A 24867-nucleotide genomic window follows, 5' to 3' on the forward strand; every position below is an offset into this window, starting at 1 on the left:
CACGCTCCCGTCGTCGTCATCCCCCGGGGTGGCGCGTGGGGGGAGCGTGTCGCCGCGTCCGCTCGGCACCGCGGACTCGATCCACGGGTCGTCCCGCTCATCACGGACGCTCCGCCGTCCGACCCCTCCGCGCTCGACGCTGCGGTCCGCCGCCTGGTCGGGTCCGGGTACTCGTGGGTGGTGGTGACCAGTGCGACGGCCGTGACGGTCCTCGCAGAACGCGTGGCGGGCCTCCCGGCCGGTGTCCGCGTCGCCGCGGTCGGCGAGCCGACCGCCCGTGCCGCCCGTGCTGTCGGCTGGGTCGTCGACCTGGTGCCCACCGAGACGTCCGCCGCCGGCCTGGTCCACGCGCTGCCGGACACCGCCGGCACCGTCCTGTTCCCCCGCTCGGAGATCGCCGCCTCTACGCTCGTCGACGGACTCCGCGCCCGTGGCATCGACGTCGACGACGTGGTCGCGTACCGTACCGTGGGGACCGGCGACGAGCCGATCACCCTCGACACGGTGCCCGACGCGGTGCTCGTGACGAGCGGCAGCGTCGCCCGCGAGATCGCCCGCCGGATGACCCCGCTCGACCCCCGCACCCTCGTGGCCTGCATCGGTCCCGGAACCGCCGTCGAAGCGCGCGCGGCCGGACTCCCGGTCCACGTCGTCGGACCCACCCGGTCCGCAGAAGCCCTGCTCGACGCCGTCGTCGAGGCCCTGAACCCAACCGCCCCCGAACAGGAAGGCCACCCGTGACCGGCCGTTTCCCCCAGGTCCGCCCCCGTCGACTCCGTGCCACCCCCGCGATGCGACGGCTCGTCGCCGAGACCCGGCTCCACCCCGCCGAGCTCGTGCTGCCGATGTTCATCCGCGAAGGCGCGACCGACGCCGTCGACATCTCGAGCATGCCGGGCGTGCAGCAACACTCGCTCGACTCGTTCCGCCGCGCGCTCGTGTCGGCTGCGGAGGTCGGGGTCGGCGGCGTGAACCTGTTCGGTGTGCCCACCACGAAGGACGCCACCGGATCCGGTGCGACCGACCCCGACGGCATCCTCAACGTGGCGATCCGGGTCGCGAAGGAAGAGGTCGGTGACGCCCTCGTCGTGCAGTCCGACCTGTGCCTGGACGAGTTCACCGACCACGGGCACTGCGGTGTCCTGGCCGCGGACGGATCGGTCGACAACGACGCGACCCTGCTGCGGTACCGGGACATGGCCGTCGCCCAGGCCGAGGCCGGAGCCGAACTGGTCTGCCTGAGCGGGATGATGGATGGCCAGATCGCCGCGGCGCGCGACGCCCTCGACACCGCCGGGCACACCGGCACCGCGCTCCTGGCGTACGCCGCGAAGTACGCCTCGGCGTTCTACGGTCCCTTCCGCGAGGCTGTGTCGTCGTCGCTGGTCGGCGACCGTCGGACGTACCAGATCGACGCCGCGAACGGCCGCCAGGGCCTCCGCGAGGTCGCGCTCGACATCGACGAGGGTGCCGACGTCGTGATGGTGAAGCCGGCGATGAGCTACCTCGACGTCCTCGCCGAGACCGCCGCCACCTCGCCCGTGCCGGTCTGGGCGTACCAGATCTCCGGCGAGTACGCGATGATCACCGCAGCGGCACAGAACGGGTGGATCGACCGCGACGCCGCCGCGATGGAGTCGCTCATCGGCATCAAGCGTGCCGGCGCCGACGCGATCCTGACCTACTTCGCCGTCGACATCGCACGGAAGCTCAACCAGGAGGCCGGCCTCCGCACCTCCGGCACCACCGCCGACGTCGCCGGCATCGCCTCGACCGGGAAGGCCCCCGAATGACCACGAACGACCAGCTCTTCGGCCGTGCCAAGAACGCGATCCCGGGTGGCGTGAACTCGCCCGTCCGTGCCTACGGCTCCGTCGGCGGCACCCCGCGCTTCCTCGTGTCCGCCAACGGCGCGTACGTCACCGACGCCGAGGGCCGCGAGTACGTCGACCTCGTCGCCTCGTGGGGTCCGGCGATCCTCGGGCACGCGCACCCCGGCACCGTCGAGGCGGTGCAGCAGGCCGCCGCGCGCGGGCTCTCGTTCGGCGCCTCGACCCCGGGCGAGACCGAGCTCGCCGAGCTCGTGAAGCAGCGGGTGTCGGTCGACGGCGACGGCCCGATCGAGAAGCTCCGCATGGTGTCGACCGGCACCGAGGCGACGATGACCGCGATCCGACTGGCCCGTGGCTACACCGGCCGCGACCTGCTCGTGAAGTTCGCCGGGCACTACCACGGCCACTCGGACTCCCTGCTGGCCGAGGCCGGTTCGGGTGTCGCCACCCTGGCGCTGCCCGGCAGTGCCGGCATCACGGAGGAGACGGCGGCGCAGACCCTGGTGCTGCCGTACAACGACCTCGACGCTGTCCGCCGCGCCTTCGACGAGCACTCGGAGCGCATCGCCGGTGTGATCGTCGAGGCCGCCGCCGCGAACATGGGTGTCCTCGCGCCGGAGCGCGGGTTCAACCGGGCCCTGGCGCAGCTCGTGCAGTCGCACGGCGCGCTGCTCATCGTCGACGAGGTCCTGACCGGCTTCCGGGTCGGCTCCGCCGGCTGGTGGGGTCTCGAGGCATCGAAGGTCGTCCCCGACGGCGCCGGCTGGAAGCCCGACCTCATCACGTTCGGCAAGGTCATCGGTGGCGGCATGCCCCTCGCCGCACTCGGTGGTCGGCGCGAGGTCATGGACTTCCTCGCCCCGCTCGGCCCGGTGTACCAGGCGGGCACGCTGTCCGGCAACCCGCTGGCGGTCGCGGCGGGGATCGCCACGCTCCGGGCAGCGACCCCGGCCGTGTACGAGTCGTTGAACCGCACGGCCGCGGTGATCTCCTCGGCCACCTCGGACGCGCTGTCGGCCGAGGGCGTCGCACACACCGTGCAGCGCGCCGGCAACCTGTTCTCGTTCGCCTTCACGGACACCGCCCCGGAGAACTACGACGACGTCCGGACGCAGGACGTGTTCCGGTACGCGCCGTTCTTCCACAGCATGCTCGACCAGGGCGTGACCCTGCCGCCGAGCGTGTTCGAGGCGTGGTTCGTCACGGCCGCGCACGACGAGCGTGCCGTCGGGCGGATCCTCGACGCGCTGCCCGCCGCCGCGAAGGCCGCAGCCGCCGCGACCGCGTAGGCGCGCCGCCTGCCGCCCGCCGGCCCGCTCCGCGCCCGCCCCGCGCCCGCCCTGCGCCCGCTCCGCGGCGTCAGGCGGCTCGGCGTGCGGCCCAGCGGCCCTCGGCGCGCAGGATCGCGAGCGGGAAGTCGAAGGCGTGTGACACCGCTGACGAGGTGATGACCTCGTCAGCGGTCCCCTGCGCCACCGCTGCACCGTCGCGCAGGAGCATCGCGTGCGAGGTGGACGCCGGCAGGTCCTCGAGGTGGTGCGTGACCATCACGCTGCCGAGCTCCGGGTGCCGGTGCCGCAGCGCGTCGACGGTCTCGAGCAGGTGCTCGCGTGCGGCGACGTCGAGCCCGGTCGCCGGCTCGTCGAGGAGCAGGAGCTGCGGCTGCGACATGAGTGCCCGGGCGATGAGGGTCCGGCCGCGTTCGCCCTGCGACAGCACCGGCCAGCGGGCGTCCCGTCGCGCGGAGAGCCCGACATCGGCGATGTGCTGCTCGGCGAGGGCGATCTGGTCCGTGGTCGGCTCCCACCGCATCATGAGGTCGGTGGTGCCGGTCAGCCCGGTGAGCACGGTCTCCAGGACCGTCAGGGGCGAGAGCATCCGGTGCCGCGGGTCGACGTGACCGATGTGCTCCCGGAGTTCCCGGACGTCGACGCGCCCCAGCCGGCGCCCGAGCACCTCGACGGAGCCCGCGGTGGGGTGCCCGTTGGCGCCGATCACGGCGAGCAGAGTGGACTTGCCGGCGCCGTTCGGGCCGAGCAGGGCCCAGTGCTCGCCCCGTCGGACGGTCAGGTCGATGTCGTGCAGCAGGTCGCGACCGGAGCGCGTGACGCGGACACCGGTGGCGTGGATGAGGACGTCGGTCACCCCTCCATCCTGGACCGTCAGCCGCGGGTGGCCCTGACCGCGTCGATGTGCTGCTCGAAGTTGCGGGTGAGTGCGCGGCCGGCCTCGGCAGCGGTCTCACCGTCGCGGTCCTCGAGTGCCTCGCGGAGGATCGAGAAGAACGCTTCGGACCCGTACTGCTCGAACGCCGGGGTGGGGTTGAGCGTGAAGCGGACGCGTTCGAGGGCTCCCTCGGCGGCGACCTGCACGAGCGGGTTGCCGGAGTGGGCGACGGCGAACTCGATGATCTCGGTCACCGCACCGCTGAAGCCGAGGTCACGGACCTTGCGGAGCCCGTCGGCACGGTCGAGCAGCTTCTGGAGCGCTGCCACGTCCTCGTCGTCGTACTCGGGGACACCCCAGCGCAGGCTGAGCTCGAAGAAGCCCGCCATCGCGCGGGTCGCGGTGACCCAGTCGTCGAAGGTCGGGGTGGCGACGCGGGTGTACCGGTTCGCCTCCATCTCGACCAGGCCGATGTCGACGAGCTTCGCGATCGCCTCGCGGATGGGGGTGCGACTGACCCCGAGCCACTGGACCAGCTCGTCGTCGTTGAGGCGTTCGCCGTGCTGGAGGGTGCCGTCGCGGAGTGCTGCGAGCATCTTCTCGTACACGACGTCGCGCAGCAGTTTGCGGGGAGAACTCTCCACCGTCGACTTGGGGACCGGCATGCCATCTCCTCGTGCCTCGGACTCGACACTTCAACCCTAACGTGTCAATATGCAAGCGCTTGTGAAATGGTGGTACGGCACTATTTCAGCGAGGGATCGCGACGACCGTCCGTCCGTGCACCAGTCCTGCGACGACGTCGGCGCCGATGGCCATCGCCTCTTCCGGCGAGACGGTGCGCGTGACGCCGGCGAGCAGGGCTGGGTCGAGGTCCGTCGCCAGGCGCTCCCACGCTCGCCGACGGAGGGCGACCGGAGCGTCCACCGAGTTGATGCCGAGCAGGGACACCGCCCGCAGGATGAACGGCAGCACGGTCGTCGGCAGGGCCGAGTCCTGTGCCAGCCCGCACGCCGTCACGGCACCGCCCCACCGGGTCGCGGCGAGGACGTTCGCCAGGGTCGCCCCGCCGACGCTGTCCACGGCACCGGCCCAGGTCGCGCGCTGCATGGGTTTGCCGGGCTCCGACAGCGTGCTGCGGTCGATGACCTCGGTCGCGCCGAGCCGGCGGAGCGAGTCCTCGTTCGTCGTCCGACCCGTCGAGGCCGTCACCGCGTAGCCGCGGGCCGCGAGCAGCGCGATCGCCACCGACCCGACACCGCCCGATGCCCCGGTCACGAGCACCGGTCCGGCGTCCGGCGCGACGAAGGGCTCGAGCGCGAGCACGCTGAGCATCGCCGTGAAGCCCGCCGTGCCGATCGCCGCCGCGAACGAGTCGTCGATCGCGTCCGGCAGCACCACGAGCGAGCCCGACGGCACGACCGCCTGCACCGCCCAGCCCCCGTGCCGGCTCTCGCCCAGCCCGGCGCCGTTGAGCACCACCCGGTCGCCGATCGCCACGTCGTGCACGCCCGGCCCGAGCGCCGAGACGGTGCCGACGACGTCGATGCCCGGCACGAGGGGATCGAGGCGGGCGACCCCGGGGTTCCGCGCGAGGGCGAGTCCGTCCTTGTAGTTCACGCTCGAGTAGGTGACGTCGACGAGGGCTTCGCCCTCGGCGGGGTCTGGCAGGTCGACGTCGGTGACGGTGGGCGGGGCTGAACTGGACACGAGGACGGCGCGGGTCATGCGCCGGACGCTACCCCGGGCCTCCAGGCCGAGACCGGAACCGGAACCGGAACGGAACCGGAACGGCGACGACGGGATCAACCGAACATGATCGCGGCTTCGTCGAAGCGCGCCTGCGGCACCGTCTTCAACTCGCCGAGCGCCTCGTCGAACGAGACGTGCACGATGTCGGTGCCCTTCAGCGCGACCATCCGGCCCCAGCGCTCCTCGACGACGGAGTCGATGGCCGCCAGGCCGAGCCGCGTCGACAGCACCCGGTCGTACGCCGTCGGCGTCCCACCGCGCTGGATGTGCCCCAGGGTCGTGGCGCGCGTCTCGATGCCCGTCATCTCCTCGATGAGCGGAGCGAGGCGCTCGCCGATGCCACCGAGCCGCGGACGCCCGAAGGCGTCGAGCCCGCGCTCGGTGTGCGCGTTGTCCTCGTGGTCGGGGACGAAGCCCTCGGCCACCACGACGAGCGGTGCCCGGCCGCGGTCGTAGGCGGCACGCACCCACTTCGCGATCTGCTCCATGCTCGTCTTCTGCTCCGGGATGAGGATCGCGTGCGCACCAGCGGCCATGCCGGAGTGCAGTGCGATCCAGCCGACGTGCCGGCCCATGACCTCGGCGACCATGCAGCGGGAGTGCGACTCGCCCGTGGTGCGCAGGCGGTCCATGGCCTCGGTCGCGATCGCCACGGCGGTGTCGAAGCCGAACGTGTAGTCGGTCGCCCCCAGGTCGTTGTCGACGGTCTTCGGGACGCCGACGATCTTGAGGCCCGCGTCGGTGAGGCGCTTCGCGGCTGCCAGCGTGCCCTCGCCGCCGATCGCGACGATGGCGTCGATGCCGTGCCGCTCGAGCATGCGCTCGATGTTCTCGACGCCGCCGTTCGGCCCCTCGAAGGGGTTCGTCCGGCTCGTGCCGAGGATCGTGCCGCCCTGCTTCGCGATGCCCTGGATGTCCTTGCGGCCGAGCGGGACGATGTCGCCGTCGACGACGCCGCGCCAACCGTCCCGGAACCCGACGAACTCGTGGCCGTGGATCGCGATGCCCTTGAGGACGATCGCGCGGATGACCGCGTTCAGGCCGGGGCAGTCGCCTCCGGAGGTGAGGATGCCGATGCGCATGGGGAACTCCGTCGTCGGGTGGTGGGGATCAGTGCCCATCATGACTGACGGTGGTTCCGCATTACCATCCCCGTGTGACCATGCTCGCTTCCGCCTCGTCGTCCGGTGGTGCGTCCGCCGACGCGTCTCGCGTCGACACGGTGTACCGGCCTGGAGGCGCGGTGGACGTCGCGTCGACCCTGCGGCCCCTGCAGCGCGGCTCCGGCGACCCCGCGTTCGCCGTGGTCGGGTCGGTCGTGTGGCTCGCGCTGCGGACGCCCCGGGGCCCTGCTTCCGTGGCGATCCGGCCGGCCGGCGACACCATCGCGGTCTCGGCGTGGGGCGACGGCGCCGCGTGGGCGGTCGAGCACGCACCGGAGATGCTCGGTCGCGGTGACGACTGGGACGGGTTCGACGTCTCCGGCAACGCGTTCCTGGCGGCGGCACGGCACCGGCAGCCCGGACTCCGGCTGCTCCGCACGAACACCGTCGTCGCGATGCTCGTCCCGGCGATCATGGAGCAGAAGGTCACCTCGAGGCAGGCCTGGCGAGCGTGGCGGTACCTCGTGCGGCGCTCCGGAACGCCGGCTCCTGGACCCACGCCGGACGGACTGACGGTGCCGCCGACCGCCGAGGAGTGGGCACGGATCCCGAGCTGGGAGTGGCACAAGGCCGGCATCGAACCCGGGCGCTCGGCGACGGTGATGCGGGCGATGCGCGTCGCTCCGGCGCTCGAGCGGACGTTGACGCTCGGCCGCGGGGGCTCGGTCGTGTCCGCGCGGCTGCAGTCGATCCCGGGCGTCGGGAAGTGGACGGCTGCCGAGACCGCGCAGCGCTCCCACGGCGACCCCGATTCGCCGAGCGTCGGGGACTTCCACGTGCCAGCCCTGGTCGGGTGGGCGTTGACCGGGGGACCGGTGGACGACGACGGGATGCTCGAGCTGCTCGAGCCGTGGCGCGGGCACCGGGAGCGGGTCGTGCGGCTCATCGGCGGCTCGGGGTTCCGCAAGCCGGCGTTCGGCCCGCGGCTCACCATCCAGGACCACCGCCACCACTAGCGGGGCTGCGGGGCGCGGGGCTGCGGGGCTGCGGGTCAGGGGTGGCGGGCGCCTCGGCCGTCGAGCACGGCGCGGTACCCCTCGCGGAACGTGGGGAAGCGCGGGGCCCAGCCGGTCGAGCGCACCAGGCCGTTCGACAGGCGCTTGTCGCCGGCGGACTGCCGGCCGGACGCCTCGGCCCGCTCGGGCTCGGGGGCGCCGAGCTCCGACGCCAGCCACCGGTACACGTCGTCGAGCCGGGCGGGCTCGTCGTCCGTGACCAGGTACGTCGGTGCCGGATCGGCCACGGAGGCCAGGTGCACCAGGGCGCCGGCGGCGTCGTCCCGGTGGATCCGGTTCGTGTGCGGCGACGCTCCCGCTGCAAGTCGCGCCGCACCGGAGCGGACCTGGTCGATCAGCCGCTCGCGACCCGGGCCGTAGACCCCGGACAGCCGGACGAGCACCCCGCCGGGAGCACGGTCCCGCAGCAGCGCCTCGGCCTCGACCAGGACGTCCGCGGTCGGGGTACCACCGGTCGCCGGGGTCTCCTCGGTGACGGTGCTGCCGTCGTCGACGTCGTAGACCGCGGTCGAGGACACGACGAGGAGGCGCGGGTCGGTCCCCGAGGCCTCGATGCCGTCGAGGACGTTGCGCAGACCGTCGACGTAGGTCGCGCGGTACTCGTCGACCTCGCGGCTGCCGGCGGCGAACGCCACGACGACCACGGTGGTGTCGGCGGGGATCGAGGGGACCTCGCGGCGCAGGTCGACGCTCCGGCCGGAGATCGGTGCGGGGACGAGCTCGGCGCGGCGACGCAGGCCGAGCACCTCGTGGCCGAGCGCAGCGAACCGCAGTCCGGCTTCGACCCCGAGGTCGCCGCAGCCCGCGATGACGACGGTCACGAGGCGCTGACGTCCTCGGCGTCGACGTCCGGGCCGATCGCGTCCTGGACGCGCGCGCTGACGGACCGCAGCGTGTCCGCGTCCGTCCCCACGGGCCTCCAGAACAGGTCTTCCAGCGCACCCGTGTGCGCACGGATGCCGGCGAGCACGGAGCGACGACCGACCGGGGTCATCTCCACCCAGCTGCCACGGCCGTCGGTCGGGCAGTCGGCGCGGACCACGAGGCCGCGCGCGACCATCCGGGTGACCTGGTGGCTGACCCGGGACTTCTCCCAGCCGATGCCCGCGGCGATGTCCCGGACCCGCAGCCGGTGGTCGGGGTCGCGGTGGAGGCCGATCAGGATCTCGAACTCCGGGATCGAGATGCCCGCGCCGGATTGGACGGCCTGGTCGAGGGCCCGGTCGAGCCGTCGCCAGACGTCGTGGTACGCGTCCCAGGTGACCCAGTCGTGGCCACCGTTGCCCTCCGTCGACATGCCGACCAGCGTATCCACCGCGGGGGGACCCGGGCCGACGCCGAGACCGTTTCATCCGCTCGGATGACTCCTGGCCGACGTGCGGCGCGCTCCAAGGTGACGTCGGGGGCTCGGCATACGATCGGAGCATGCCGAGCGCCCGCCTCCAGGACTGCACCGACGACGCCGTTGCGCTCGTCCGCCGGTGGCTGGCGGCCTCCGCCGGCACGAAGCCCGACGCCGGAGCCGTCCGCCTGGCCGAGGCCCTGCGCGACGAACGCGGGCTCGACTTCACGCGCTCGTTCGTCGACAAGGTGATCCGTCCAGAGGACCCCAGGGTCGCCGCGCGCAACCTCGAGCAGGTCAGCCGTGACGTCCCCGACTTCCTCGCCTGGTACCTCCGGGGCGCGGTGACGCTCGGCGGTGGCTTCGCGACGATGGCACCGTGGGCCGTGATCCCCACCGCCCGCCGGATCCTGCGCCGGATGACCGGCCACCTGGTCATCGACGCGACGACGGCGAAGCTCGGCCCGGCGCTCGCCAAGGTCGGCGGTCCCGGCACCCGGCTGAACGTGAACCTGCTCGGCGAAGCGGTCCTCGGCAGCACCGAGAGCGACCGTCGGCTGCAGGGCACGATGGACCTCCTCGCCCGCGACGACGTCGACCACGTGTCGATCAAGGTCAGCTCGGTCGTCCCGCAGATGTCGATGTGGGCGTTCGACCAGACCGTCGAACGGGTCGTCGACCGGCTCGTCCCGCTGTACCGGCTCGCAGCGGCGCCGCTGGCGTCCGGTCGTCCCGCGAAGTTCATCAACCTCGACATGGAGGAGTACCGCGACCTCGACGTCACCCTCGCGGTGTTCCGCACCCTGCTCGACCGCGACGAGTTCGCCGGGCTGCACGCCGGCATCGTGCTCCAGGCGTACCTGCCCGATGCGGCAGGCGCACTCGAGTCACTGACGTCGTGGGCGCAGGAGCGTCGTGCGCGCGGTGGTGCCCCGATCCGGGTCCGGCTCGTCAAGGGTGCGAACCTCGCGATGGAGCACGTCGACGCGATCGTGCACGACTGGCCCCTCGCCACCTGGGGCAGCAAGCGCGAGACCGACACCGCGTACCTGCGGATGCTCGACGCGGCGCTGACCCCCGAGCGCACCGACGCCGTCCGGATCGGCGTCGCCGGGCACAACCTGTTCGACCTCGCCACCGCGTGGGTGCTCGCGCAGCGCCGCGGGGTCACCGACGCGATCGACGTGGAGATGCTGCTCGGCATGGCATCCGGGCACGCCGACGCCGTGCGTGCAGACGTCGGCGAGATCCTGCTCTACACGCCCGTCGTGCAGCCGGACGAGTTCGACTCCGCGATCGCCTACCTGGCCCGACGGCTGCAGGAGAGCGCCAGCCCCGAGAACTTCGTCTCCGCCGCGTTCGACATCGACCGCGACGCCAGCGTCTTCGACCGCGAGCACGGCCGGTACCTGGCGTCCGTCACCGCGCTCGACGACCCGGTGCCGACCAGCCACCGCACGCAGGACCGCCACCGTCCCCTCGGCGAACCCGTCCTGCGCGACGCGTTCCGGAATGCTGCCGACACCGATCCATCGGTCGCCGCGAACCGCACCTGGGCGCTCGACGTCCTGCGGCGGGTGCCACGGTCGCAGCTCGGCGCGCAGACGATCCGCGGCGCGAAGGTCGCCGACCGCTCGAAGCTCGAGCGCATCATGGCCCGGACCGCGCAGGCCGGTGTGAACTGGGGCCGGCAGGACCCGTCCGACCGCGCGGAGCTCCTCGACCTCATCGGCCACGAGTTGGAGACCCGCCGGGCCGACCTGATCGAGGTGATGGCGGCGGAGACCGGCAAGACCTTCGCCGAGGCCGACACCGAGGTCACCGAAGCCGTCGACGCCGCCCACTACTACGCCGAGAGCGCCCGACGCCTGGGCGACGTCGAGGGTGCGCGCTACGTCCCGCCGCGGCTCACCGTCGTCGTGCCGCCGTGGAACTTCCCCGTCGCGATCCCGGCCGGCGGCGTGCTGGCGGCGCTCGCCGCGGGCAGCGGCGTCGTCCTCAAGCCCGCACCCGAAGCCCGCCGCTGCGGTGCGCTCCTGGCCGACGTGCTCTGGGACGCCGGGGTCCCGCACTCGCTGCTGCAGCTCGTCGACCTGGCCGAGGACGAACTCGGCCGCGACCTCGTCGGACACCCCGCCGTCGACCGCATCATCCTGACCGGCTCCGCCGACACGGCGCGGTCGTTCCGCTGGTGGCGGGCCGGGCTGCCGCTCACCGCCGAGACCAGCGGCAAGAACGCGATCGTCGTCACGCCGAGCGCCGACATCGACCTGGCGGTGCAGGACATCGTGCGGTCCGCGTTCGGGCACGCCGGCCAGAAGTGCTCGGCGGCGTCCCTCGTGGTGCTGGTCGGTTCGGTCGGCGAGAGCGAGCGGTTCCGCCGGCAGCTCGTCGACGCCACCCGGACGCTCCGTGTCGCGTGGCCCGACGACCCCACCGCGCAGGTCGGCCCGGTCATCACCGAGCCCGAGGGCAAGCTCCGGCAGGGCCTCACCGAGCTCGGGCCGGGGGAGTCCTGGCTCGTGCAGCCGAGCGCCCTCGACGACTCCGGACGGCTCTGGTCGCCCGGCATCCGCGACGGCGTCCGTGCCGGCAGCGACTTCCACCAGACCGAGTACTTCGGCCCGGTGCTCGGCATCATGCGCGCCGAGACCCTCGAACAGGCCATCGCGATCCAGAACGGCACCGACTACGGCCTGACCGCCGGCATCCACTCGCTCGACGTCGACGAGGTCGCCGACTGGCTGTCCCGCGTCCGTGCGGGCAACCTGTACGTCAACCGCGGGATCACCGGCGCGGTCGTCGGCCGCCAGCCCTTCGGCGGCTGGAAGCGGTCGTCGGTCGGCACCGGCACGAAGGCGGGCGGTCCGATGTACGTCGCGACCCTCGGCCGCTGGGAACCCACGCCCCGCACGGTCCACAAGAGCATCCAGCTGCACGGCCTGCCGCCGCGCGTCACCGCCGTGATCGAGGCTGCCCGCAGCGGCCTGTCGTTCGAGGAGTTCGACCAGGTGCGTGCCGGGGCGCTCAGCGACGTCCGCGCCCGCGAGTCGCAGTACGGCCGCTCGCACGACCCCGCCGGGCTCGTGGTGCAGCGGAACGTGCTGCGGTACCGCCCGCAGTCCGTGATCGTCCGGCAGGCCGAGGACGCCTCTGCGGGCGACCTGGTCCGGGTCCTCGTCGCCGCGACCGCCGCCCGCGCGCACATCCTGCTCAGCACCGCGCGGCCGCTGCCGGGTCCGCTCACGCAGCTGCTGGCGTCGAGCCGGTCCCCGCTCGACGTCGTCGACCACCTGGTGGAGTCCGACCAGGAGTTCCACGCCCGAGCGGCCTCGGGTGCCGTGTTCCAGGCGAACTGGTCCAACGGCGAGGACGAGCAGCCCCTCGATGCCCTCGACGAGGTCCTGTCCCAGGGCCAGGACCGTCCGGCGCACACGGCGTTCGGCGGGCCCGGAGCCCGGATCCGCTTGATCGGCGGCGACGCACTCGCCCTCGAGGAAGCACTCGGCGCGAGCATCGACGTCGCGATCCACGACGCCCCCGTGGTCGAGGCGGGTCTGATCGAGATGCTGCCGTTCATCCGCGAGCAGTCCGTGTCGATCACCACGCACCGGTTCGGTGACCTCGACGCCGACTTCACGGAGCTCCGTGTCTGACGGACGCGCCGTGCGCGACGAGCGCACGCTCCGCGCCGAGGGACTGTTCAACGGGCGCGACCTCGGCGGCCTGCCCTTGCGCACGGGTGGGACGACGCCGTCCGGCCGGGTCTTCCGGTCCGAGGGCGTCGACCGGCTGGCACCGGCGGGCTGGGATGCCCTCCGCGACGCCGGGATCCGCACCGTGGTCGACCTCCGTGCGCCGTCGGAGCGCTCGAAGGACACCGGCGTCCGTCCGGAGTGGCTCACGACCGTGGTCGTCGACCACGACGGACTCGACGACGCCCCGTCGTTCTGGCAGGCCTACTGGGACACCGGACTCGTCGGAACCCCGCTGTACTACGGCCCGCACCTGCGCGAGCTGCCCGAGCGGACCGGTGCTGCACTGCAGGCGATCGCGCGGGCCGAGCCGGGCGGCGTGCTGTTCCACTGCGCGGGCGGCCGGGACCGTACCGGCATCGTCGCTCTCGCGCTGCTCGCACTCGCCGACGTCGAACCGGAAGCGGTCGTCGAGGACTACCTGGTCACCATCGACAACGCCCCGGCGCTGCTGGCCTCGATCGGCGTCCCGTCGAACGAGGGGCGCATCGACGACCTGTGCGCACAGCACGGCACGACCGTCGAGGGGGCGTTCCGCGAGGCCGTCGCCGGCTTCGAAGTGGACCGTTTCGTCGAACGCTCGGGTCTCGACGCATCCGACCTGGAGGCCCTGCGCACCTTCCGAGCGCGCGTCACCTGACGCACGGGGCAGGGCCGCAGGGCCGCGGCGTCGGCCCGCAGAGTCGGTTCGTCGTGCCAGCGGCGGCGTCAGTGCGCAGCGTCAGTGCGCGGCGTCAGTCCGCAGCGTCAGTCCTCGACGTCGCCGGCTTCCTCGTCCTCGACGCCGGTCTCGTCCATGCGGTCGCGCAGGTGGTCGGCCATCGCCCCGGCGCCCTCGCCGTGGTGGTCGTGGTCGACCTGTTCGATGAGGCCGTGGAGCTTCTCGTGGTTCGTCGCCTCGGTGGCACCGTCCATGACGGGCTCGGTCTGCTCGTTGTCGCTCATGCCCCGGACGCTACGCCCCGACCGTGGGAGCGGCTTCCGGCAGCGCGGCCGCGCGGTAGTGCAGTTCGACGGCACCCCCGACGAACGGTGTCGTCCCGACGAGCTCGAACACCGGGGTCGGCGCCGCCACGGGGAGCAGCGGTGCGCCGGCCCCGAGCGCGATCGGCATCACGGTCACCCGGAGCTCGTCGAGGATCCCCGCCTGCTGGTACTGCGCCGCGAGCAGTCCACCGCCGACCACCCAGACGTCCCGCTCGCCGGCGGCCCGTTCGAGGGTGTCCTGGTGGTCCGCGACCGACCCCGACACGAAGTGGACGTCGGCACCGTCGGGCACCGGGAGCTCGCGCGTGGTGAACACCCACGTCGGCAGGTCCGGGTACGCCCACGTGTCGTCGTGCTCGAGCAGCCACTCGTACGTCGTCGACCCCATCGCGATCGCGCCGACCCCCGCGAAGAACCGGTCGTGGTGCTCCTGGAACGGCTCGAACCCGAACTGCAGCAGCCAGCCGAGGTCGTCGGCCGGTGCGGCGACGAACCCGTCCAGCGAGGACGCGACGGAGTAGACGGTGCTCATGTCCGGGACGCTACCGAGCACCCCCGACAGGGCTCAGCGGCCGTCGGGGCTCAGCGCCGGCGCCCCCGGCCGACGAGCGCCACCTCGGCGACGGTGAGGACCGCGGCGATCCACACCTGCTGCAGGGCGAACCCGCGGCGCCGCGGGTCCAGGGCGAGCGGGACCATCGACGTCCCGTGCAGGGCGTCCACGACGGCGCTGAGCGTGTGGGCGTCGGCTGTCCCCGCGCGGGCGACGAGCGCGGCCTGCACGAGCTGCCGGACACCGAGCACCCCGTGCAGCACGACATGCTCCCGGCCACGCAGCGCGCGGCTCAGGTGCCAGACGCCGAGGGCCGCGCGGCCGGCCTCGACGACCGTCGCACGCCCCAGTCCTGCGGATCCACCGGTCACCACTGCCACTCGAGTCATGGACCACTTGTACCGCTGGCGAGGGCTGGGGACTCAGCCGTTGTCCCCCGACGGGGAGCGCTCAGCGTCCGCGGCCGAACCGGGTCGTCACACCGGGCGAGTACAGCACCGAGTCCGGTTCGAGCTCGGTCAGGCCGAACGGCAGCCCAGCGGCACCGATCAGGTCGTCCCGCAGCGCCACCACCGAAGCGCGGTGGAGCGGCCACGACTCGTGCTCGTTCGGCCAGAACCGGGTGCGGCCCGCACGGTGCACGTGCATGCCCCACCGCGCGGTGAGGAACGTCTCGAGCGCGCTCGGCTCGTCGACCACGTCCCCGACCCGGACGTCGACGAGGGATCGCAGGTGGGTGCCGTGGCGTCGCATCGCGTACCCGACGCGGCCGTCGTGGGACCGCTGCTCGGCACGCGCCCAGCGGTAGGGCAGCCCCGTGGCGACGCGGGCGCCGATCGTCGGCAGCAGCTTGCCGGCGTCGAGCGACAGGAACACGACGCCGTGCTGGCCCTGTTCGTCGACCGTGTAGACGCGCTCGTTCACCTCGACGAAGTCGCCCACGGCGCCGGTCCGGCCGAGCGTTCCGAGCGGCGGGAAGCGGGTGTCCTCGAACCGGAACGCGATGAGTCCCACCCACGTGGTCACCCCGTCGTCGCTGCCGTCGAGGGCCATCGTGTCGGGCCGGGTGCCGGCGGGCAGCAGCGGAGCCACCGCGGACACGTCCACGCGCCAGTGCACGAAGACGACGTCGAGCCAGTCCTGCGAGATCCAGGGACGGCCCGTCAGGCCGGGGGCGGCTGACTGCCGCGTTCCGCTCGGCGGCGTCGCGGAGCGGCGCGCGGAACGCGCCGACCGAGCCTGCGAGGTCGGTGGGGTGCTCTGGGTGTGTCGGGCGTCGGTCACGAGATGGTCGCCTCCGGTTCGATGTGGCCCGCCACGGGCGCGTCGTCCCACCCCTGCTGCGGGGTGTCGCAGGTCCCGCGGAACACGTACTGTGACGGGCGCTTCCGCTCGCTCGACGTCCAGTCGATCGCGGGCCGTCGACGTTCGGGCGGCAGGTACCCGATCCGGTACACGGCCATCAGCTCGAGGGTCTCGGGGACGTGCAGCAGCCCCTCGATCTCCTCCCACGCGCCGGGGGTCTCCATCGGGAACGACACGAACTGGATCCCGAGGCCGAGCTCCGTGGTCGCGAGCCAGATGTTCTCCATGGCCGCGCCCATGCTGAACACCGAGTAGAAGCCGGACAGCTCTTCCTTCCGGTACTCGTGTCGGTCGAGCAGCACTCCGAGCAGCAGCGGCGACCCGGCGACGAGCTTCCGGTTCTCCTCACCGAGGCTCTGCGGCACCCGCAGCGTGTTCATGAGCAGCTGCCCACGTTTGGTGAACACCTGCTTCGTGAACGGCTTGAGCGGCCCCGGGAGCTTGTCGAACAGCATCCCGTCGCGCCGCTCGTCCATCTCGGCCTGCGAGAACCGGAAGTACGGCCTGTAGCGCTCGAAGAACGTCCCCTCGGCCATCGTGCGGGTCATCGAGCTGCCGCTGATCTCGGCGACGCGGTCGATCGTCGCGCGCTCCTCGACCAGGACGAACCGCCACGGCTGGCTGTTGAGCTGCGACGGCGCCCGCCCGGCGAGCTCCATGAGGAGCCGTTGGTGCTCCTGGGACACCGGGTCCGGCAGGAACGGTCCGTTCGTCGTCCGTCGTCGTCGGATGGCCTCGAAGAGCTCCACTGCTTCCCTCGCGTTTCGTCGTCGTGGTCAGCGCCTGCCGACGAGCGCCCCCAGGTAGGACGGCGCGGCGGCGACCGCGACTCTCCAGTGTGCTCCGGAGCGGGGGTTCGTGCGTGGAGCCAGCGCGAGCGGGACGAGTGCGGGCAGCAGGAACAGGGCGCGGCGGTCCCGGGTCCAGACCGGGGTGGTCGCGGCGACGCCGGTCAGGGTCGCGGTCACCACGAACAGGCCGTGGTGCACGACCCGCAGCTTCTTCGTCCGGATCAGGCGCACGGCCACGGCGGTGCCCCAGAGGCAGTTCGCGACGTAGGCGAGGCCCGCAGCCGCGACCAGCCGCCGGGCCGCGCGCGATCCCGTGGGCGCCGAGCCGCGCCTCCAGGCTGTCGTCTTCCGTCCCATCCGTGGGACGTTACGCGGTCTCGCGACTGACCAGCTTGGAGAGCACGATCGCGGACCGGGTGTGGTCGACCTGGGGTGCGAGACGGACCTTGTCGAGCGCTTCCTCGAGTGCGGACAGGTCCTTCGAGCGCATGTGCACGACCGCGTCGGCGCTGCCGGTGACCGTGCCGGCGTCGATGACCTCGGGCACGGTGTCGAGCAGCGCGCGGAGCTCGTCGGGGGAGACCGTGCCGCGGCAGTAGAGCTCCACCCAGGCCTCGGTACCCCGGTCCTCGACGGCGGGGTCGACCTTGATCGTGAAGCCCTGGATGACCCCGTCACCGACCAGCCGGTCGACACGGCGCTTCACGGCCGAGGCCGAGAGTCCGACCACCGACCCGATGTCGCCGTAGCCGGCGCGGGCGTTGTCCCGGAGTTGATCCAGGATGCGGTGGTCGAGCGAATCCATTGGACCCATGGTACGCGTGGTTGTTGCACGGCCACCCGGTTCTGCGCACGAAACGTGCGTGCCCCGAACGGGTGCCAGAGTGTGGCGCTCCCGATGCTGCACTTCCCGGACGGTTCGTGTCAGGATCGTCGTGGCGTCGACCTGGTCCGCTGCGGTGAGTGAGCCTGCATCTCACCGGAGCTCTTCTCCTCGTTCCGTTTCGGTTCCTGGCAGGCTCGGGCCCCGGTCCCTTCCAGGAGGACTGATGTCGAACACCGCACCCGCCCCCGAGTCCGTCGCCACCCCGGCCCGTGTCGCCACGAAGCGCACGATCCTGATGTGCAAGCCGGACTTCTACACGGTCAGCTACCGGATCAACCCGTGGATGCACCCGGAAGAGCCGACCGACACCTCGAAGGCCGTCGCCCAGTGGCAGACGCTCGTCGACGTGTACGAGCAGCTCGGCTTCGACATCTCTTACATCGACCCCATCGACGGCCTGCCGGACATGGTCTACGCGGCGAACGGCGGGTTCGTCCTCGACGGCATCGCGTACGGCGCGAAGTTCCAGTACCCCGAGCGTCAGCCCGAGGGCCCCGCGTACATGGACTGGTTCCGTCAGGCCGGCCTGACCGTCGCCGAGCCGGAGCAGACCAACGAGGGCGAGGGTGACTTCCTGCTCATCGGGAACACGATCTTCGCCGGCACCGGCTTCCGGTCGGACAGCACCTCGCACGACGAGCTCGCGACGATCTACGGCCGCGAGGTCGTCACCCTGAAGCTCATCAACCCGAGCTTCTACCACCTGGACACCGCCATCGCCGTGCTCGACCCCGAGCCCGCCGCCGACGGCACGTCGAACATCGCGTACCTCGAGAGCGCCTTCGACGAGCCCTCGCTGACGATCCTGCGCGAGCGCTTCCCCGACGCGATCATCGCGACGGAAGAGGACGCCGCGATCCTCGGCCTGAACTCGTACTCCGACGGGTACAACGTCGTGATCGCCGCCCGGGCTGTTCGGTTCGCCGAGCAGCTGCAGGAGAAGGGTTACAACCCGATCGGCGTCGACCTGTCCGAGCTGCTGCTCGGCGGTGGCGGCGTGAAGTGCTGCACCCTCGACCTGCACCCAGTCGGTACCGGCACCTCGGTCGCCCGCTCGCTCGGGGTCAGCTGATGTCGGCGGCAGCGTCGCTCGGGGTCAACACCGTGGCGGCGCTCGCCGTCGAGGACCGCGCCCTCGCGCACAACTACAGCCCGCTGCCCGTCGTCATCGCGTCGGGCTCCGGAGCCACCGTCACCGACGTCGACGGCAAGCAGTACCTGGACGGCCTGGCCGCGTACTCCGCGGTGAACTTCGGCCACGGCAACCCGCGGCTGCTCGACGCCGCCCGGGCGCAGCTCGACCGGGTGACGCTGACGAGCCGTGCCTTCGTGAACGACCAGCTCGGGCCGTTCGCGGCGGCACTGGCGGCGTTGACGGAGACCGAGATGGTCCTGCCGATGAACACCGGTGCCGAAGCCGTCGAGTCCGCGATCAAGGTGGCGCGAGCCTGGGGCTACCGCGTCAAGGGTGTCCCCGCGGGGCAGGCGACGATCATCGTGGCCTCCGGGAACTTCCACGGCCGCACCACCACGATCATCTCGTTCTCCGACGACCCGGTGGCACACGACGACTTCGGCCCGTACACGCCCGGGTTCCGCACGGTGCCGTACGGCGATGCCGCTGCCCTCCGGGAGGCGATGGACGAGACCGTCGTCGCGGTGCTGCTCGAGCCGATCCAGGGCGAGGGCGGGGTCGTCATCCCGCCCGCTTCGTACCTGCCGGACGTCCGCACCATCTGCGACGAGTTCGGCGCGCTGTTCGTCGCGGACGAGATCCAGTCCGGCCTCGGTCGCACGGGCCACACCCTCGCCGTGCAGCGCGTCGGCGTCCGGCCCGACCTCATCACGCTCGGCAAGGCGCTCGGCGGCGGGATCGTCCCGGTGTCGGCGGTGGTGGGCTCGCGCGACGTCCTGGGGGTCCTGCGTCCCGGCGAACACGGCTCCACGTTCGGCGGCAACCCGTTGGCAGCAGCCGTCGGTTCCGAGGTCGTCGCGATGCTCGGCGAGGGCACGTTCCAGCAGCGGGCCCTCGACGGCGAACCGCTGCTGCGCGGGCTGCTCGACGACCTGCTCGGACGCGGCGTCGTTTCGCACCGTGTCGCCGGACTCTGGGCGGGCATCGACATCGACCCTGCGCTCGGCACCGGCAAGGAGATCTCGAAGGACCTGGCCGACCGCGGGCTGCTCGTGAAGGACACCCACGGTTCGACGATCCGCTTCGCCCCGCCCCTGGTCGTCACCGACGACGAGCTGCGCACCGCGATGGGCGCGCTCGCCTCGGTGCTGGCCGCGCGTTCCTGACGCGCGCGCTCCGCGTTCGCTTCGTGAGCAGAAATGGTCGGGTCGCCACACGGCACCCGACCATTTCTGCTCACCAAGTGCGGCTCACACCGCCCAGCGCGCCGCCAACTCGTCCATCAGGCCGTCGAGGCGCTCGTCGACGACCTGCGCGTCTGGGTTCGCCTCGAACCAGGCCATGACCTCGCGCACACCCTGCCGGTAGGGCGTCCGCGGCCGGTACCACGGCACGAGCGACCGGATCTTGCTGTTGTCGAACACCGACGAGTTCGCCTTGTCGCCCAGCAGCGCAGCACCCCACTCGGCATCGGCGGCGGCGATCGCGTCGGCTGGCACGTGCACGATCCGCAGGTCGTCGACCCCGGCCGCCGCCGCGATCTCGTGCGCGATGGCGTTCCACGTCGGCGCCTCGTCGCTCGTGATGGTGAAGGCCTCACCGATCGCCGATGCGTTGTCGAGCAGCCCGGTGAACCCGACCGCGAAGTCACGGCTGTGCGTCAGCGTCCACAGGCTCGTGCCGTCACCGGTGATGATGATCGGCTTCCCGGCACGCATCCGGGCGACTGCGGTCCACCCACCCGTGAGCGGCAGCTTCGTCTCGTCGTAGGTGTGCGACGGCCGCACGATCGTCACCGGGAAGTCCTGCTCCCGGTACGCCTGCATCAGCAGCTCCTCGCACGCGATCTTGTCCCGCGAGTACTGCCAGTACGGGTTCTTCAGCGGTGTCGACTCGGTGATCGGCAGGTGCGTCGCCGGCGTCTGGTACGCCGAGGCCGAGCTGATGAAGACGTACTGCCGCGTCCGTCCGGCGAAGAAGTCGATGTCGGCCTGCACCTGGTCCGGCGTGAAGGCCACCCAGTTCACGACCACGTCGTAGTGCCGGTCGCCGAGTGCGTCCGCAAGTGCGCTGCGGTCCGACGCATCGGCCTGGAGGCGCGTCACACCCTCCGGGATCGGCCTGCCCCCGGTGGTCCCACGGTTCAGGACCGTGACGTCGTAGCCCTGTTCGGTCGCCTCCCGCACGCAGGAGGCGCTGATCACGCCGCTCCCACCGATGAACAACACGCTCGCTCCGGTCATGGATGCTCCTCGCTCTCCGCGGCACCGCTCCGTGCCGCAACTCTTTCGATCCTGCCCCTCAGATGCTGGGTCGGGCATCGAGCACCGTGCCGAGCATCGTCACGTCCTTTGCCCAAGCCGCGGCGCCGGGGTGGATCCATCCGAGCAGCTCGATCGCGTAGTCGTGGTCCCGCCGAAGATCACGCCCATGGATCGGCTCGTGGTGTGCGGCCCGGTTGCGCACGAAGTGCAGTTGCTGCATCCGTGTTCGAACCTCGCGCTGGCGAGTCAGCGCATCCTCTGGGCCGTGTGGGAACGCACGGTGGAGTGCTGGTGTCCACAGGGTCGCGCGACGGCCAGATCGTTCTTGCCTTGTGCGTCGAGGGGAACGACATCGAGCCAGGATGAGCCTGGGCGACGAGCAGTTGCCCAAGCGCGGAGCTGCACGTCTGCAGCGTTCCGGACCACGACCTCTCCTGCCCCTGTCAGCTCCATCACGGCAGCTGCAGCTCGCATGTTCCATTCGTAGAGCCCGACAGCGCGTGCGTCGTCGGGTAGAGCTCGGAAGTAGGAACGAAGGCGTTCGCGCGTCAAGAGGTCGACTACGTCCGCCGGCTCCACGCGACCTCCAGTTGACATCGAACGCTCGCCCCGTAAACTCATATATCGAAGACCCCGGAACGATCCCTGGCCCAGCCACATCGCCGGGGTTTCGTCTTTCCCCGCTGCTACTGAAACATCAGCGTACAGCCGTGATGTCCGGTTCGCCGAGTGCTCCCCGAAGCGGCGGGACTACCGTCACGGGTCGAGCCGCACCGACGCGGCCACGACAGGAGTGACACGCACATGGAGTACCGCTACCTCGGCAACTCGGGCCTCAAGGTCTCCGAGATCACCTACGGCAACTGGCTCACCCACGCATCCCAGGTCGAGAACGACGCCGCGATCGCCTGCGTCAAGGCCGCGCTCGAGGTGGGCATCTCGACGTTCGACACCGCCGACGTCTACGCGAACACCGGCGCCGAGAAGGTCCTCGGTGAAGCGCTCAAGGGGGAGCGGCGCCAGTCGCTCGAGATCGCCACGAAGGTCTTCGGTCCGACAGGTCCGAAGGGACACAACGACACCGGCCTGTCGCGGAAGCACATCCTCGAGTCGATCGACGGGTCCCTCCAGCGCCTGCAGACGGACTACGTCGACCTGTACCAGGCGCACCGCTACGACCACGAGACGCCCCTCGAAGAGACGATGCAGGCGTTCGCCGACATCGTCCGGCAGGGCAAGGTGCTGTACGTCGGCGTCAGCGAGTGGACGGCGGACCAGCTCCGCGCCGGCGCCGCACTGGCGAAGGACCTCGGATTCCAGCTCATCTCGAACCAGCCGCAGTACTCGGCGCTGTGGCGGGTCATCGAGGAAGAGGTCGTGCCGACCTCGAAGGAACTCGGCATCTCGCAGATCGTCTGGTCGCCCATCGCCCAGGGTGTGCTGACCGGCAAGTACAAGCCGGGTCAGCCGCTGCCCGAGGGGTCCCGCGCCACCGACGACAAGGGCGGCGCGAACATGATCAAGCGGTTCATGCGCGACGAGGTGCTCTCGTCCGTGCAGGAGCTGCAGCCGATCGCGGACGAGCTGAACCTGTCGATGGCGCAACTCGCCGTGGCGTGGGTGCTCCAGAACGAGAACGTGGCGTCGGCGATCATCGGGGCGTCGCGGCCGGAGCAGGTCCACGACAACGCGGGTGCTGCCGGCGTCACGATCCCGGCGGAGCTGATGTCGCGGATCGACGATGCCCTCGGCACCGTGGTCGAGCGCGACCCGGCGAAGACGAACGACAGCAGCCCGAAGACCCGCGAGGCCTGAGTCCGGAGGCCGACAGGCGGGCGCGATCCGGGCCTCCAGGCTGGCGACGACCCGGCGCGAACGCAAGCCGCACAACCAACGTCACCCCGAACCGCACAGTTGCGTGGTTCGGGGTGACTTTGGTCGTGCGCGACGATCCGCGCCCGCGGTCATACGCGACGCGACCGACGCCGGACAACGGAAAAGGCCCCCTGCCGAAGCAGGGGGCCTTCACCGGTGGCTGGACACGGCATCGATCCGTGGACCTTTCGATTTTCAGTCGAACGCTCTACCAACTGAGCTATCCAGCCGTGGCGACCCTGACGGGACTTGAACCCGCGACCTCCGCCGTGACAGGGCGGCACGCTAACCAGCTGCGCTACAGGGCCATGTTGAATTGCTGTGGTGTTGCTCAGTACTACTTGCTCGCTCACTCGGAGAGTGACCCCAACGGGATTCGAACCCGTGCTGCCGCCGTGAAAGGGCGGTGTCCTAGGCCACTAAACGATAGGGCCGCAAGTGGTGCTTCGCGCTACCGATGGACAAGCATACGGATGCCCCCGGGGGTTCGCAAATCGGGCCCCGTTCCCGCGGAATCCCCGGCGTGTCGCGCCTGCCCGGCACCGGGTGTCGAGGTTGCGGTGCGAGCATCGTCGTCGGTCCTCGTCCCTCGTCCGAGGGGCTGTCGTGCCTGCGACACCTGTTGTTACTGTTGCGTCTGTTAACAGTGTTACGTGCGTGAGCCTTGCCGCGCTGTTACGAAATCGAGATACATGTCGACCTCACCTTCGCTCTCCCTCCGCAACCGCAGCCGCCTCATCGCCGCAGCGGTCGCCGTCGCGCTCACCGTCGGCACCCTCGCGGCCATCGCACCGGCGTCGTCGGCGAGTGCGGCGAGCTACCCCAGTTGGGACGAGGTCCAGAAGGCCAAGTCCTCGACGACCGCCCAGCAGGCGAAGGTCACCGAGATCAAGTCGCTCATCTCCGAGCTGAAGTCCGAGGCGGCCGCCAAGCAGAAGGCAGCGCAGGCCGCTGGCGAGGCGTACCAGGCGGCGCAGAACAAGTACGACGAGGCGACCCTCAAGCAGAAGAAGCTGCAGGCCCAGGCCGACGAGTCCGAACAGACCGCGTCGGAGTCCGAGGCGCAGGCCGGTCAGCTCGCCGCACAGCTCGGGCGAGCCAGCGCCAACGACGTGACGACCGACATCCTGACGCACCCGTCGGACTCCGGGGACCTGCTCTACGAGCTCGGTGCCATGTCGAAGCTCAGCGAGCAGGCCGACGGCATCTACTCGCAGGCATCGCAGGACCGCGGCACCGCCCAGGCCCAGGCCGACAAGGCGGACACCGCCAAGGCAGCCCTGGGTGACCTCGCGGACGCCGCCGAGTCGACGATGCAGGAGGCGCAGGGTGCCGCCGACGCCGCGCAGACCGCCGTGGACGCGCAGAGCGACAACCAGGACCGCCTCGAGGCCCAGCTGACCGCCCTCACCACCAAGCAGCACGGTGTCGAGGCGAAGTACCTCAAGGGCGTCGCCGAGGAGAAGAAGCGCCAGGAGCGCATCGCCGCTGCTGCAGCGAAGGCCGCCGCGAAGGCAGCGGCCACGAGCCAGGGCGGCACCGGTGGCGGCACCGCGAACTCCGCCGGGTGGGTCCGTCCCGCCGGTGGCTTCCAGACCAGCGGCTACGGCGTCCGCGTCGACCCGTACACGCACTACACGGCCCTGCACGCCGGCGTCGACCTCGCTCCCGCCTGCTACGCGCCGATCTACGCCGCGCACGACGGCACGGTCACCTTCGCGGGCAACGGTGGCGGCTACGGCAACGAGGTGATCCTCGACAACGGCGGCGGCATCTCGACGGCGTACGGCCACATCGTCGACGGCGGGATCATGGTCGCCAACGGGCAGCACGTCACGGCCGGGCAGCAGATCGCCAAGATCGGTTCGACCGGCTGGTCGACCGGGTGCCACCTCCACTTCGAGACCCGGATCAACGGCGCTGCCGTCGACCCGGTCCCCTTCATGGCAGCGCGGGGGATCTCGGTATGAGCATCAGCGCAGCCG

Annotated in this window: 25 protein-coding genes and 3 tRNA genes; 10 read left to right on the forward strand and 18 right to left on the reverse strand. The window is 71.5% G+C overall.

The window, feature by feature from the left end; all coding sequences use genetic code 11:
• Positions 1–18: 18 nt before the first annotated feature.
• From EDF19_RS08820 to hemL, 3 genes are read left to right on the forward strand one after another with little or no spacing between them, the layout of a single operon-like run.
• On the forward strand, positions 19–741 hold the full coding sequence (locus EDF19_RS08820) for a uroporphyrinogen-III synthase (RefSeq protein WP_123680503.1): 723 nt from the start codon (positions 19–21) through the stop codon (positions 739–741).
• Positions 738–1793, forward strand: a complete 1056-nt coding sequence (gene hemB / locus EDF19_RS08825) for a porphobilinogen synthase (RefSeq protein WP_260217038.1) — start codon at positions 738–740, stop codon at positions 1791–1793. The genes EDF19_RS08820 and hemB overlap by 4 nt, the downstream gene beginning before the upstream one ends.
• A complete protein-coding gene (hemL, locus tag EDF19_RS08830) occupies positions 1790–3121 on the forward strand; it encodes a glutamate-1-semialdehyde 2,1-aminomutase (protein WP_123680504.1) in 1332 nt (443 codons plus the stop codon). The genes hemB and hemL overlap by 4 nt, the downstream gene beginning before the upstream one ends.
• 70 nt (positions 3122–3191) lie before the next feature.
• Here hemL and EDF19_RS08835 read toward each other — a convergent pair whose 3' ends face one another.
• The 4 genes from EDF19_RS08835 to EDF19_RS08850 all read right to left on the reverse strand — a co-directional run bounded on the left by EDF19_RS08835 (position 3192) and on the right by EDF19_RS08850 (position 6832).
• Entirely contained in the window at positions 3192–3977 is a 786-nt protein-coding gene (locus EDF19_RS08835) for an ABC transporter ATP-binding protein (protein ID WP_123680505.1), read from the reverse strand.
• 17 nt (positions 3978–3994) lie between these two features.
• Complete coding sequence (locus EDF19_RS08840) at positions 3995–4663, reverse strand: GntR family transcriptional regulator (RefSeq protein WP_123680506.1); 669 nt, start codon at positions 4661–4663, stop codon at positions 3995–3997.
• An 85-nt stretch (positions 4664–4748) separates the two neighbouring features.
• Positions 4749–5726, reverse strand: coding sequence for an MDR family oxidoreductase (locus EDF19_RS08845; protein WP_123680673.1), 978 nt, complete (start codon positions 5724–5726; stop codon positions 4749–4751).
• 77 nt (positions 5727–5803) lie between these two features.
• The gene (locus EDF19_RS08850) at positions 5804–6832 is read right to left on the reverse strand and encodes a 6-phosphofructokinase (RefSeq protein WP_123311084.1); all 1029 of its coding nucleotides are present in this window, start codon (positions 6830–6832) and stop codon (positions 5804–5806) included.
• Positions 6833–6912: 80 nt separating this feature from the next.
• Between EDF19_RS08850 and EDF19_RS08855 the strand changes: the two genes are divergently transcribed.
• Entirely contained in the window at positions 6913–7869 is a 957-nt protein-coding gene (locus EDF19_RS08855; RefSeq protein WP_123680674.1) for a DNA-3-methyladenine glycosylase, read from the forward strand.
• A 35-nt stretch (positions 7870–7904) separates the two neighbouring features.
• Here EDF19_RS08855 and EDF19_RS08860 read toward each other — a convergent pair whose 3' ends face one another.
• Together EDF19_RS08860 and EDF19_RS08865 are read right to left on the reverse strand one after the other, a co-directional pair.
• The gene (locus EDF19_RS08860) at positions 7905–8750 is read right to left on the reverse strand and encodes an NAD-dependent epimerase/dehydratase family protein (RefSeq protein WP_123680507.1); all 846 of its coding nucleotides are present in this window, start codon (positions 8748–8750) and stop codon (positions 7905–7907) included.
• Positions 8747–9226: a MarR family winged helix-turn-helix transcriptional regulator gene (locus EDF19_RS08865; protein WP_123680508.1), complete on the reverse strand. Its 480-nt coding sequence runs from the start codon at positions 9224–9226 to the stop codon at positions 8747–8749. The genes EDF19_RS08860 and EDF19_RS08865 overlap by 4 nt, the downstream gene beginning before the upstream one ends.
• A gap of 128 nt (positions 9227–9354) precedes the next feature.
• On the opposite strand from EDF19_RS08865, the gene EDF19_RS08870 reads away from it, so the two are divergent.
• Together EDF19_RS08870 and EDF19_RS08875 are read left to right on the forward strand one after the other, a co-directional pair.
• Positions 9355–12927 carry a bifunctional proline dehydrogenase/L-glutamate gamma-semialdehyde dehydrogenase gene (locus EDF19_RS08870; RefSeq protein WP_123680509.1) on the forward strand — a complete coding sequence of 1191 codons (3573 nt, stop codon included), beginning with the start codon at positions 9355–9357 and terminating at the stop codon, positions 12925–12927.
• Positions 12920–13666 carry a tyrosine-protein phosphatase gene (locus tag EDF19_RS08875; protein ID WP_260217040.1) on the forward strand — a complete coding sequence of 249 codons (747 nt, stop codon included), beginning with the start codon at positions 12920–12922 and terminating at the stop codon, positions 13664–13666. Before EDF19_RS08870 ends, EDF19_RS08875 begins: the two co-directional genes overlap by 8 nt.
• A 107-nt stretch (positions 13667–13773) precedes the next feature.
• Here EDF19_RS08875 and EDF19_RS08880 read toward each other — a convergent pair whose 3' ends face one another.
• The 7 genes from EDF19_RS08880 to EDF19_RS08910 form a co-directional block, all read right to left on the reverse strand.
• Complete coding sequence (locus EDF19_RS08880) at positions 13774–13971, reverse strand: hypothetical protein (protein WP_123311065.1); 198 nt, start codon at positions 13969–13971, stop codon at positions 13774–13776.
• 10 nt (positions 13972–13981) lie between these two features.
• A complete protein-coding gene (locus tag EDF19_RS08885; protein WP_123680511.1) occupies positions 13982–14545 on the reverse strand; it encodes a dihydrofolate reductase family protein in 564 nt (187 codons plus the stop codon).
• Between the two features lie 50 nt (positions 14546–14595).
• Positions 14596–14955: a hypothetical protein gene (locus EDF19_RS08890; RefSeq protein ID WP_148071064.1), complete on the reverse strand. Its 360-nt coding sequence runs from the start codon at positions 14953–14955 to the stop codon at positions 14596–14598.
• A 61-nt stretch (positions 14956–15016) separates the two neighbouring features.
• Positions 15017–15850 carry a YqjF family protein gene (locus EDF19_RS08895; RefSeq protein WP_123680513.1) on the reverse strand — a complete coding sequence of 278 codons (834 nt, stop codon included), beginning with the start codon at positions 15848–15850 and terminating at the stop codon, positions 15017–15019.
• The gene (locus tag EDF19_RS08900) at positions 15847–16680 is read right to left on the reverse strand and encodes a nitroreductase family protein (RefSeq protein ID WP_123680514.1); all 834 of its coding nucleotides are present in this window, start codon (positions 16678–16680) and stop codon (positions 15847–15849) included. The genes EDF19_RS08895 and EDF19_RS08900 overlap by 4 nt, the downstream gene beginning before the upstream one ends.
• 27 nt (positions 16681–16707) lie before the next feature.
• Positions 16708–17079 carry a hypothetical protein gene (locus EDF19_RS08905; RefSeq protein ID WP_123680515.1) on the reverse strand — a complete coding sequence of 124 codons (372 nt, stop codon included), beginning with the start codon at positions 17077–17079 and terminating at the stop codon, positions 16708–16710.
• 10 nt (positions 17080–17089) lie between these two features.
• A complete protein-coding gene (locus EDF19_RS08910; protein ID WP_123680516.1) occupies positions 17090–17527 on the reverse strand; it encodes an Lrp/AsnC family transcriptional regulator in 438 nt (145 codons plus the stop codon).
• Between the two features lie 244 nt (positions 17528–17771).
• On the opposite strand from EDF19_RS08910, the gene ddaH reads away from it, so the two are divergent.
• Positions 17772–18680: a dimethylargininase gene (gene ddaH / locus EDF19_RS08915; RefSeq protein WP_123680517.1), complete on the forward strand. Its 909-nt coding sequence runs from the start codon at positions 17772–17774 to the stop codon at positions 18678–18680.
• Positions 18680–19909, forward strand: a complete 1230-nt coding sequence (gene rocD, locus EDF19_RS08920) for an ornithine--oxo-acid transaminase (protein WP_123680518.1) — start codon at positions 18680–18682, stop codon at positions 19907–19909. The genes ddaH and rocD overlap by 1 nt, the downstream gene beginning before the upstream one ends.
• 84 nt (positions 19910–19993) lie before the next feature.
• Here rocD and EDF19_RS08925 read toward each other — a convergent pair whose 3' ends face one another.
• Positions 19994–20986, reverse strand: a complete 993-nt coding sequence (locus tag EDF19_RS08925; protein ID WP_123680519.1) for an NAD-dependent epimerase/dehydratase family protein — start codon at positions 20984–20986, stop codon at positions 19994–19996.
• A 58-nt stretch (positions 20987–21044) separates the two neighbouring features.
• Positions 21045–21227 carry a hypothetical protein gene (locus tag EDF19_RS08930; RefSeq protein ID WP_123680520.1) on the reverse strand — a complete coding sequence of 61 codons (183 nt, stop codon included), beginning with the start codon at positions 21225–21227 and terminating at the stop codon, positions 21045–21047.
• Between the two features lie 584 nt (positions 21228–21811).
• On the opposite strand from EDF19_RS08930, the gene EDF19_RS08935 reads away from it, so the two are divergent.
• Complete coding sequence (locus EDF19_RS08935; RefSeq protein WP_123680521.1) at positions 21812–22822, forward strand: aldo/keto reductase family protein; 1011 nt, start codon at positions 21812–21814, stop codon at positions 22820–22822.
• 217 nt (positions 22823–23039) lie between these two features.
• On the opposite strand, the gene EDF19_RS08940 is transcribed toward EDF19_RS08935, so the two are convergent.
• The 3 genes from EDF19_RS08940 to EDF19_RS08950 form a co-directional block, all read right to left on the reverse strand.
• Positions 23040–23112 (reverse strand) — tRNA-Phe (locus EDF19_RS08940).
• 1 nt (position 23113) lies between these two features.
• Positions 23114–23190: transfer RNA gene (locus EDF19_RS08945), tRNA-Asp, on the reverse strand.
• 53 nt (positions 23191–23243) lie between these two features.
• Positions 23244–23316, reverse strand: a tRNA-Glu gene (locus EDF19_RS08950).
• Between the two features lie 258 nt (positions 23317–23574).
• Here EDF19_RS08950 and EDF19_RS08955 point away from each other — a divergent pair.
• Positions 23575–24852, forward strand: coding sequence for a M23 family metallopeptidase (locus EDF19_RS08955; protein ID WP_123680522.1), 1278 nt, complete (start codon positions 23575–23577; stop codon positions 24850–24852).
• Positions 24853–24867: the final 15 nt, after the last annotated feature.

Origin of the sequence: Curtobacterium sp. PhB115, from assembly GCF_003752025.1 — a bacterium.
GTDB lineage: Bacteria > Actinomycetota > Actinomycetes > Actinomycetales > Microbacteriaceae > Curtobacterium.